The organism is Mesorhizobium sp. B2-6-4, assembly GCF_006441495.1.
Taxonomy (GTDB): Bacteria; Pseudomonadota; Alphaproteobacteria; order Rhizobiales; family Rhizobiaceae; genus Mesorhizobium.
The window spans coordinates 1-9,799 of sequence record NZ_VFUE01000044.1 but is presented as its reverse complement, the minus strand read 5'-3'; the positions used below and the strand labels follow the sequence as shown (position 1 = coordinate 9,799).

Here is a 9,799-nt window from a genome sequence, read left to right as displayed (position 1 = left end):
ATGCCCGCCCTGGCCACCGATGCGCTCGATGCGGCAGACAGCCGGGCCGATGCGGTCGACAGCATCGGCCACCGTCGTCGAGTAGGCGTCGAGCAGCGCGTCGTCGGATTGGAATTTGGCGGCAGCAACGGCCATTGGCAGGCTCCATGTTTTCAGGCGCAACGATGACTATATGTGCGGAGCGGCTTCATCCGCCGCGACCTGACCAGATGGCCAGTCGCCCGGCCGACTAGCCGTCAGGCGAGTATCTCCAAGCGCGCTGCCGCGCGATATCTGGGGCATGGATGAACCCAGGAGACTGCTATGAGCGAATTCAATCTAAGTGCCTTTTCGGAAGCCATTGCCGATCTGGCAGCCAAGGCGGCGCCGGCGACCGCGAGCTTCACCACCCACAATCATCGCACAGCGAGCGCTTTCCATTGGCGCGACGGCTACTTCGTTGCCGCCGAGGAAGCCGTCGAGGCCGGCGAGGAGATCGAGCTGACGCTGGCTTCGGGCGAGACGGTGAAGGCCGATCTTGTCGGCCGCGATCCCTCGACCGGCGTCGCCCTGCTCAAGCCGGCCGGTGCTACCAATGCCGAGCCGTTGGCCAGGGCGGATGCGGTGCGGCCCGGCAACATTGCCGTCGCCATCGGCAACAGCCGGGGTTCGGCGTTGGCAGTTTCAGGCTCGGTCGGCGAAGTCGGCCCGGCCTGGCGCTCAATGCGCGGCGGCACCATCGACCGGCGCATCAACCTGGCGGTGGGCGCCGGCGGCCGTTTCGAGGGCGGCCCGGTGCTCGATGCCAAGGGCGCGCTGATCGGCATGCTGTTGTTCGGGCCGCGCGGCCGCGCGCTGGTCATGCCTTACGAGACGATCGAGCGGGCGGTCGCGACGCTGCGCGAAAAAGGCCATGTCGCCCGCGGCTATCTCGGCGCCGGCTTGCATCCGATCCGCGACGGCGAGGCCCGCGGCGCCATCGTCATGAGCCTTGATGACAACGGTCCGGCCAAGGCCGCCGGCCTTTCCCTCGGCGACATCATCGTCGCCTGGAACGGCGAGGCGGTGAGCGGCCCGCGCGAGCTGATCCGCAGGCTCGGGCCCGACAGCGCCGGAGCTTCGGTTACGCTCGGTGTCGTGCGCGGCGGAGAACAGCGCGACGTGGCGCTGACGGTCGGCGAAAAGCCGCTCAGCTGAGAGGATTAATGGACGCGATCGCGACAGGCGAGATGACGCAAAGCGGCACCGGCGAGCGGCAGCTGGTCGTGCTGGTCGCGCTCGGTGATGCCGCGCGCGCCGAGCGGCTGTCCGCGTCGCTTGCCGCGACCGACGATCTGCTGCCGGTGACGCCGGGCAGCAGCGAAGCGGTTGATGTCGCCATCGTCGACGAGACCGCCGGCCCCACGGGTGCGGGAACAGGGAAGGGCGACGCCGTTCCCGCCGCGACCGCGCGGGTGCTGTTGTCTTCGCAGGCCGGCCTGGCACGGCCGCAGGGGCAGGTGTTCGCCGTGCTGCCGACGGCGGCGGATGCAATGCTGATTGCGGCCGCCGCCAGGCTGGCGGCGGCCGGCTACCGCGTCTTTGGCGACAGCGGATCCGTTCCTGGCCGCCGCGATGATTTCCACGGCGGCGATATTGGCGGCGACGGCCTTTTCGACGAGGAGCATCCCGACGAGCATGCCGCCCGCCCGGCGCTGTCGCCGCGAGAAGCGGAAGTGCTGGCGCTGCTGGCCGAGGGCGCCCCCAACAAGGTAATCGCGCGGCGGCTCGACATTTCCGTGCATACGGCGAAGTTCCACGTCGCAGCGATCCTGATCAAGCTCGGCGCCGCCAACCGAACGGATGCCATCGCCATTGCCATGCGGCAGGGGCTGGTGTTGGTCTGAGGTGACGTCTCAGCCGGAATTTGACGATCATCGCCAACGAATGGACCCTCCGCAGCGTCAGCATGGCCTGCCGCCGCAAGCTCTTGTATCCGGGACCGCCACAGGCAAGGATCGCGCCACCGGACAATGCAAGCGGAGGAAAAATGTCGCTCAAGGGAAAGACGCTGTTCATCTCCGGCGGGTCGCGCGGCATCGGGCTGGCGATCGCCTTGCGCGCCGCGCGCGACGGCGCCAATGTGACGATCGCGGCCAAGACCGCCGAGCCACATCCGAAACTGCCGGGCACGATCTACACCGCCGCTGAAGAGATCGAGCAAGCCGGCGGCAAGGCGCTGCCGGTCCTGTGCGACATTCGCGAGGAGGCGCAAGTGGCCGAAGCGGTGTCGAAGACGGTCGAAAAATTCGGCGGCATCGATATCTGTGTCAACAATGCCAGCGCCATCCAGCTCACCGGGACCCTGGAAACCGACATGAAGCGTTACGACCTGATGCACCAGATCAACACGCGCGGCACGTTTCTCGTTTCCAAAATGTGCATTCCGCACCTGAAGTTGGCCGGGAATCCTCATATCCTGAATCTGGCGCCGCCGCTCGACATGAAGGCCAAGTGGTTCAAGAACCATGTCGCCTACACCATGGCCAAGTTCGGCATGTCCATGTGCACGCTGGGCATGAGCGCGGAGTTCGCCAAGGACGGCATCGCGGTCAATTCGCTGTGGCCGATCTCGACCATCGATACCGCGGCGGTGCGCAATCTTCTGGGCGGCGCGACGGTGGCCGCGATGAGCCGTTCGCCCGAAATCATGGCCGATGCCGCGCATGCCATCTTCATGCGGCCATCACGCGAAGCGACCGGCAATTTCTACATCGACGAGGAAGTGCTGCGCGCCGAGGGGATCAGCGATTTTTCGGTGTATGCGCCGGGTGCGGCCGGGCCGCTGGCCGGCGACTTTTTTGTCCCGGACGAGGTGTTTGCCAATTCCGGCACGAAGATCAGGACGGCTTTCTAAGCTGTCTCGAGGCGCAATTCCGGATGAAACTCGGTTTCAGATTTTCCTGGAGTTGCTCTGAGCAAAAAGCCCCGCCGGAGAGGGCCGGCGGGGCTCAGTGCGTCCCGCTGGAGTCGGGACGGGGCAGGGAACGCCCGATCCTGAATCTGGGGTAGGCCACCTCGCGATTCAATGAGCGGGATCTAACGCCAGGACAATTCTTGTTGAACTTGGGGCCGTTGCCCGCGATCTCGCCCATCCCGGTTTAGCCGGGATGGGCCTTTTACCGATCCGATTCCAGAAGCCTGCTCAAGCGTCTGGAAATGCAGACATTTGATGGATCATGATCTTTTCCGAAAGCCGGTTTCCAGCTTTCCCGACCATGGTCAGTTGTTGCTCGCCACCGGCGCCACCAGCGAGGTGATGCGGCGGATGGCGACACGCCGGTTCTCGCGGTTGGGGCCTGAGGTGTCGACCTTCAGATATTCCTCGCCATAGCCCTGCGTGGTCAGGTTTTCAGGCGGTATGCCGAAGGCGTTGGTCAGCGCTTCGGCCACCGCTTCGGCGCGGCGGTCCGACAGAGCGAGGTTCGCCTCCGGTGTGCCGACAGCGTCGGTGTGGCCTTCGATCAGGAAAGTCTCGGCCGGGTTTTTCTTCAACAGCTTCTCCATGGCCGTGGCGACACCCTCGAGCTTCTGCACCTCGGCATCGGAGATCGAGGAAGAGCCGAATTCGAAGTTCAGCGTGTCAAGATCGATGCGCCGGGCAATGTCGCGCACCCGTGCGGAACGCTTGACCTCGTTGATCGAATAGAGGCGCTGCACCTTCTCCACCGGCGGTTGCTCGAGGAAGGTGTAGTAGTCGTCCGGGCTTTCGACCTCTTCGGAGTCAAGGATGTAGTCCCGGCGCGGAATGGTCAGCCGCATCGGTGGTAGGTCGTCGCCCGGATCGCGCCAATCGTTATCGTCGTCGTAGCTTCGTTCGTCGACATAGCTCAACACATACTCATGACCGTCGGGCATGATGCGCGACCGCTGGATGATGTCGCCGTAGCGGTTGCGGATGGTGACGATCTGCACGCCGTTGTCGCGCTCGACTGTCTCGCGCGTGCGGCCTTGCGACAGATCCTCATAGTAGACATCCTTGGCGCCGCGGGTCAGGCGCGGCCGGTCACTGCTCTGAACGTATGTCTGATCGTTGAGCTGAATGATGACGCGATCGCCGATCTCCTTGAGCACGTCGACACCCTTGGGGCGGCGGCGGTCGCGGATGTTCTCGTCCGGTGCGCGCTCGAGGCGTTTGCCCTTCTCCTCGGTAACCGGGACGATTTTTTCCGGTTTGATCTCCTGCTGAGCAGCTCTATCGTCGGTCGGGGGCGGACCCTGGTCGACGGGAGCGACCGCGGGTTGGCGGCCCTGAGCACCGCCCTGCCGGGCGTTTTGCCCACCATTCTGCTGCTCGCCATTTTGCTGCTCGCCATTCTGGTTGGCGGGGTTCCTGCTGGCCTGGCCGTTCTCGCCGCGGCCGCGGCGTCTGGCATCCTTCTGGCTGTCGAGAATGGGGGCAGCGTTCTTGTCGGCGGACGTCTCGGCCTGCTCGGGGTTTTGCCCCTGGACAGGCGCGGCCTTGCCGGCACTGGGCTGTTCACCCGTGGCCGGCTGCTCGCCCGTTGCAGGCTGCCTGCCGGTTTGCTGTTGTTCGCCATTGGCCGGCTGCTGTTCGCCATTGGCCGGCTGCTCGCTAGCCGGTTGTCTGGCGTTCTTTTTCCTCTTGTCCTGGGGTTGTTCGCCCTGGGCTGCCGGCCTCTCGCCTGAGGGTGCCGGTTCTGCCTTGGGTGCTTCTGCGGCAGGTGCTTCCTTCGGTGTCGGCACGGCGCTGGGCTCGGCCTGCTGCTCCTGTTTGCGCTTCTTGCGCTGGTTGTCGTTGGCAGGTTCCGTTTGGCCCGCCGGTGCCTGTTCGGTCTGCTGTTGTTGGTCGCGCTTCTTCCTGCGCGGCTGCTGTTCCTCGACAGCGGGCGCGGCTTCACCGGCGGGCGCCTGCTCGACCTGCTGCTGGTCGCGCTTCTTCCTGCGTGGCTGTTGTTCCTCGGCAGCTGGTGCGGCCTGCTGCGCGGGGGCTTGTTCGGTCTGCTGTTGCTGATCGCGCTTCTTCCTGCGCGGTTGTTGTTCCTCGACGGCGGGCGCGGCTTCACCAGCGGGCGCCTGCTCGACCTGCTGCTGATCGCGCTTCTTCCTGCGTGGCTGTTGTTCCTCGGCGGCTGGCGCGGGCTGCTGTGCGGGTGCCTGTTCGGTCTGCTGTTGTTGCTGATCGCGCTTCTTCTTGCGTAGCAGTTCCTGGTCGCTCTGCTGTGCATCGTCAGTCTGGGTGTCCTGGGCCAGGACCAGCGGCATTGCGCTGTCTCGCATGGGGCCGAACGCGGCACTTCCCTGAAGCGGGGATGCGCCCAACGGCGCGGATGCCATCAGCAGGCCGAGTGCGGTGCCTGCCAGAATCCGTGGTTGGCGTTTCATCGAAATTCTCCTTGTGGGGTCCCATCCTTGCCGAAACCGATTTTAGCGAAATTGGTTCCGGCGGCTCATGGTTAGGGACCGTACGGGGCGATTGGCCGGCCTTTTGAAGGCAACTTCATGTCTTTCGACGGGGGTGCCGCCCCATTCCAGCCTTTGCCCTGCTTGACCTTCGCGGCGGCTGGGGCCACATGCCGGAGATGGAAACGCCGTTCTGGAAAACAAAGACGCTGGAAGCAATGAGCCCGGCCGAGTGGGAATCGCTCTGCGACGGCTGCGGCAAATGCTGCCTGTCGAAGCTCGAGGACGAGGATACTGGCGACATCTACTGGACCAGCGTCGGCTGCCGCCTGTTCGACGCGCAGACATGCCGCTGTTCAGACTATCACAACCGGCTGGCGCGCGTTCTCGATTGCGTCGGGCTGACGCCGCAAAATGTACGCACCATCAGTTGGCTGCCCAGCACCTGCGCCTACCGGCTGGTCGCGGAGGGGCACGATCTCTACTGGTGGCACCGTCTGGTGTCGGGCAGTGCCGAGACGGTGCATGAGGCCGGCATGTCGATGCGCGGCCGGGTCAAGGCCAACGAGACGGATCTGGCCGAGCCGGAGGATTATTTCGACTATATGCTTGACGACGAGCCATAAGCTCGCATCGGGACGAGGAACCATAGCTCGCATCGGGATGACGAGCCCTGAGGCCGGTGTCCGCAAGGGCGCGCAGGAACCAGGAACCATGCGAGACGTTTGGGGCACATTGTTGGAAAACCCGTAGAAGCTTCCTTTTTCCGCCACATGAACCGCCGATGAACGGCAGGTTCGTAAATAGTTCAGACAGGCGGGTGCATTCTCCCATCATCGATTTCAAGAGGACGGGCGAGAGCCCGCAACAAGGAGAGAAGACCATGTTCAACTCGGTGAAAACGGCAGCCCTTTCGGCCCTCGTCGGCCTCGGCACGCTGGCGGCCGTTCCCGCCCATGCCGACAGCCTTTACCTGGGCTTCGGCAACAACAACGATCCGCGCTTCGGCGTCTATGCCGGCGATGACGGCTATCGCCACCGCCGCGATGAACGCCGCGACGACTGGCGCCGCGGCTGTTCGCCCGACTGGGCCCTGAACAAGGCCGAACGCATGGGGCTGCACCGTGCCCGCGTCGTCGACGTCAGCCGCCGCACGGTCAAGGTGATGGGCCGCCAGTATGGCGACCGCGTCGTCATCGTGTTCGCCAATGAGCGTGGTTGCCCGATCATCAACCGCTGAGCCTCTTAAGGCGCGACCTTCTGCGAGGGTTGGTAGCGGCATGATCTTCTGCGGGGTCAGTCGCAGACACCACCCTCTGCGAAGATCCGTCTGGAGACATGATCCTTTCAGGATCAGTCTGGAGACACGACCTTCTGCGAAGGTCGGTCTGGAGTAGTGGAGCCGCTTTCCTTCGGGAAGAATGCGGCTCAAAAAAACCCCGCGGGAGCGATCCTGCGGGGTTTTTCGTGCACCATGGCGGACGGTTCAGGGCCGGGCCCGGCCACGGACCATCGAAGGCGCTTATTTCAGTTCGAAGGTAACCGTGACCTGGACATTGTAGGCGTTCTCGCCGGCCTGCACCGGAGCAGCACCGACGGCCGCGTCGAAGGCCTTGGCGTTGATCGGCATCGGTGGCGGCGCGATGTTCTGGTCAGTGATTTCGATCACCCGGCCTATGCTGACGCCGGCGGCTTCCGCCAGCGTCTTGGCCTTGGCCATGGCATCGGCCACCGCCTTTTTGCGCGCTTCGGTAACGGTGGCAGCCGGATTGTCGTTGGTGAAGACGATGCCGCCGCCCTGGTTGACCCCCAGCGATACCGCCTTGTCGAGGATCTCGCCGGTCTTGTCGACGTCGCGCACGCGCACCGATAGCGTGTTGGTTACCTGGTAGGCAATCAATTCGGCCTCCTGGCCGCCGTCGGGCTTGTTTGTGTAGTTATAGCGCGGATTGATCTGGATGCCCGCGGTCTGGAGGTCGCGGTCCTTGATGCCGGCCGACTTCATCGCGGCGATCACGGCCGCCATGGCGTCGTTGTTGGCATCCAGTGCGGCGCGCGCCGTCTTGGCTTCGCGCATGACGCTGAGCGTCAGGACCGCCAGGTCGGGCGCTACAGTCGCCGCCCCTTCGCCCGAAACCACGATACGGGGCGGTGTCGGCGACTCAGCGGCCGCGGCCAGCGCCGGAAAGGTGATGGCGGCGGCGAGTGCGAGGGGCAAAAGAGGTCTGGTCATAAAATCTCCTCGGGTAAGCATATCCGCGCCCAGCGGGCGCACGAGGCTCCTTATGGCGCGATTATGGGCTGATTTGGACGATTGTGACCAGCGGTCCCGGAAAGCCTTGTGCCGCGATGCGAAAAACATTAATCCAGCCCGCGTGGGGCCTGTAGCTCAATGGTTAGAGCCGGCGGCTCATAACCGCTTGGTTGGGGGTTCGAGTCCCTCCGGGCCCACCATCGTCCTCTAGACCCCTTGTAAATCCTACAAACTGCTGTTTCCAAAGCGCTTTCCGCCCTGTATGGTTCCAACATTGGCTCCAACATTTGGGTGGTTTTGGGTGGCAAAAGTCGCTGGTCTGATAAGAAAGAAGAGCGCCTATTTTTACGTGCGCAGGATATCCTTGTGTTGAAGCCGCTAACCGCGCGGCGGGAAGGGATCGTTGCCGTAAGAGTTCGAGTCGCGGATCTACCCGTTGGGGCTATGGATCACCACCTCGCTGTGCTGGTTGATGGCGATGTCTCTTGCCGAGGCGATCGCACCGGCTTGGGTCGGATGAAGCGAAGTGGCGCGGTTATTGCCGGCGCCGAGCACCGCCCACTGACCGTCGCGAGGTACGACATGCTGATTTTTGCCCATGAAAGTCTCCGTTAAGGTTCGTTTGTCCGTCGGCAGGCAGCAGCGGTGCGCCATCATGTGCTCGGAAACGCTTTGGTGGCGCTGCCACAGGAGAATCGTCGCGAATTATCTGATCAGTCGTGGCGAGTCCGCGCCGCCGCGGCATCGGAGACGCGCAAGGTCGGGTGTGTGAGGCGGATGTTCGGCTTGCGCCGGGTTTTGTGCAGTCCTGCATTTGAATAGACGTGCTTTGCCTGCACCAGCCGCCCATCAGGGTGCGGAACTGAGCCAATTCATGAAACCTTGCTGGAAGCGCCGAGGCACTTCGGCCTCTGGCACGTTCCACGAATTGAAGAGACGCTTGCCTGCTTCGGGTCACTGCACGAGCATGCTCGCATCGGTGTGGAGGTCCGATCGACCAGCCGGGCATACTACCAACCGATGCTAGGGATAGCGTCCAAAAAAGCGCCTAAGTTCGAAGTGCTACTGCATCTCTCCACTTCCGCGACTATGTGAGAAGGATTCAATCTCCTCCAAGTCAATCCTGCCATCGCCGTTCTCGTCGACGACGTCAAATATCCTCCCGATCACATCCTGGATCTCGCTCTGCGAAAGTGCTCCATCCCCGTCGGCGTCCATTATCGCAAACATTATTTTCATCCTGGCCGCGTGCATCATGCGAGGCCCCATGCGATCAGGCTTTCGAGCTATCCTGTCCCCATCGTGCGGCCCTTGCCCTATGTCCCGGTGCCAATCTTGCCGATGCGGAGGCCTTTCTTCGGGGCCGCGATCTCCCTGCAGCTTGTCCTGTAACATCTCGTCCATCATCTGCCGCATCATCTCACGCGTCTGGTCTTCTGTCTGTTTGTTAGGGCCTGGCAGTGGTGTGGATCCAGACTGCTGCGGCGGCGGCTTAAGCTCCGGTGTCCCACTCGTCTGGGCCAGCGCCGGCAAGCTTAACATGACCAAAGCAGCGGCAGCTGCCGTCGTCCCACATTGTACTTTCATCGGATTCTCCTTCCTTGAATGGCCATGCCAAACTTCGGCATTCACGGCCAAACTTGCTCCTCAGACTTTGGTTCCGGATGCAAGCTGCACAATAGAAGCTCAAATCGTGAGGTTCGGCAGCTGAAGTACGATGCAGCGATGTCGAGCGACAACATCTTCGGTCATTTGATGGGCCGCCTCGCTCACGGCTGCGGGGTACTCACCGTTTGGCGGGCGCCGACGACGCAAACCGCCGCCAAACTGGAAGCGATTGCATCTTCACACGGCTGGACGCCCGAACCCGTGTTGAGGAACTGTCGGCTTCGGAGACTGTCAGTGGCGCGGCCATCAGACGATTTCCAGACTGCCGACCTTCGCTTGGGTGAGACGCGTAAAGGCTATCGAACGCGCAATCGAGGAACACAAACCACGGTGATCGTTGCTGCCGAAATGGTGAGATAGAGAATGCTCGCAGGCTGCTCCTAAAAAGATGATCGAACGCCGCTTGGAATGGAACATGCGCTCCCACCACTGCTTGGCGCTCCGCCGGCATGCATTGTAGAGCTTGGCACAACGGGAACCTGCGTTGCAGTCGAA

Annotated in this window: 11 protein-coding genes, 1 tRNA gene and 2 pseudogenes; 8 read left to right on the top strand and 6 right to left on the bottom strand. The window is 63.1% G+C overall.

The genetic code is table 11. The features are described 5' to 3' along the window. Window positions 1–135, bottom strand: a pseudogene (locus tag FJ426_RS31970) (serine protease); the annotation flags it as partial. 168 nt (window positions 136–303) lie between these two features. On the opposite strand from FJ426_RS31970, the gene FJ426_RS31120 reads away from it, so the two are divergent. The 3 genes from FJ426_RS31120 (at window position 304) to FJ426_RS31110 (ending at window position 2,875) form a co-directional block, all read left to right on the top strand. Further along, entirely contained in the window at window positions 304–1,176 is an 873-nt protein-coding gene (locus tag FJ426_RS31120; protein WP_140495897.1) for a S1C family serine protease, read from the top strand. Between the two features lie 8 nt (window positions 1,177–1,184). Beyond that, a complete protein-coding gene (locus tag FJ426_RS31115) occupies window positions 1,185–1,865 on the top strand; it encodes a helix-turn-helix transcriptional regulator (protein WP_140495896.1) in 681 nt (226 codons plus the stop codon). A 143-nt stretch (window positions 1,866–2,008) separates the two neighbouring features. Further along, window positions 2,009–2,875, top strand: coding sequence for an NAD(P)-dependent oxidoreductase (locus tag FJ426_RS31110; RefSeq protein WP_140560668.1), 867 nt, complete (start codon window positions 2,009–2,011; stop codon window positions 2,873–2,875). 365 nt (window positions 2,876–3,240) lie between these two features. On the opposite strand, the gene FJ426_RS31105 is transcribed toward FJ426_RS31110, so the two are convergent. After that, on the bottom strand, window positions 3,241–4,725 hold the full coding sequence (locus tag FJ426_RS31105; protein WP_226880540.1) for an OmpA family protein: 1,485 nt from the start codon (window positions 4,723–4,725) through the stop codon (window positions 3,241–3,243). 99 nt (window positions 4,726–4,824) lie between these two features. Between FJ426_RS31105 and FJ426_RS31965 the strand changes: the two genes are divergently transcribed. The 3 genes from FJ426_RS31965 to FJ426_RS31095 all read left to right on the top strand — a co-directional run bounded on the left by FJ426_RS31965 (window position 4,825) and on the right by FJ426_RS31095 (window position 6,622). After that, a complete protein-coding gene (locus FJ426_RS31965; protein ID WP_246675638.1) occupies window positions 4,825–5,181 on the top strand; it encodes a hypothetical protein in 357 nt (118 codons plus the stop codon). A gap of 380 nt (window positions 5,182–5,561) precedes the next feature. Continuing rightward, the gene (locus tag FJ426_RS31100; RefSeq protein ID WP_140560716.1) at window positions 5,562–6,008 is read left to right on the top strand and encodes a YcgN family cysteine cluster protein; all 447 of its coding nucleotides are present in this window, start codon (window positions 5,562–5,564) and stop codon (window positions 6,006–6,008) included. 257 nt (window positions 6,009–6,265) lie between these two features. Beyond that, window positions 6,266–6,622 (top strand): hypothetical protein, encoded by a 357-nt coding sequence (locus tag FJ426_RS31095; RefSeq protein ID WP_140516721.1) that lies wholly within the window; start codon window positions 6,266–6,268, stop codon window positions 6,620–6,622. Between the two features lie 282 nt (window positions 6,623–6,904). On the opposite strand, the gene FJ426_RS31090 is transcribed toward FJ426_RS31095, so the two are convergent. Beyond that, window positions 6,905–7,615, bottom strand: a complete 711-nt coding sequence (locus FJ426_RS31090) for an SIMPL domain-containing protein (protein WP_140560669.1) — start codon at window positions 7,613–7,615, stop codon at window positions 6,905–6,907. A 145-nt stretch (window positions 7,616–7,760) separates the two neighbouring features. Between FJ426_RS31090 and FJ426_RS31085 the strand changes: the two genes are divergently transcribed. Then, window positions 7,761–7,836 (top strand) — tRNA-Ile (locus FJ426_RS31085). 229 nt (window positions 7,837–8,065) lie between these two features. Here the strand turns inward: FJ426_RS31085 and FJ426_RS31080 are convergent. Next, window positions 8,066–8,236, bottom strand: coding sequence for a DUF2188 domain-containing protein (locus FJ426_RS31080; RefSeq protein ID WP_140560670.1), 171 nt, complete (start codon window positions 8,234–8,236; stop codon window positions 8,066–8,068). A 25-nt stretch (window positions 8,237–8,261) separates the two neighbouring features. Here FJ426_RS31080 and FJ426_RS31960 point away from each other — a divergent pair. Continuing rightward, window positions 8,262–8,366, top strand: a pseudogene (locus tag FJ426_RS31960) (DUF488 family protein); the annotation flags it as partial. A gap of 332 nt (window positions 8,367–8,698) precedes the next feature. Here FJ426_RS31960 and FJ426_RS31955 read toward each other — a convergent pair. Further along, window positions 8,699–8,893 (bottom strand): EF-hand domain-containing protein, encoded by a 195-nt coding sequence (locus FJ426_RS31955; protein WP_246675637.1) that lies wholly within the window; start codon window positions 8,891–8,893, stop codon window positions 8,699–8,701. A gap of 657 nt (window positions 8,894–9,550) precedes the next feature. Then, window positions 9,551–9,799, bottom strand: a 249-nt coding sequence (locus tag FJ426_RS31640; RefSeq protein ID WP_210242344.1) for a hypothetical protein, incomplete at its 5' end; no start/stop codon positions are given.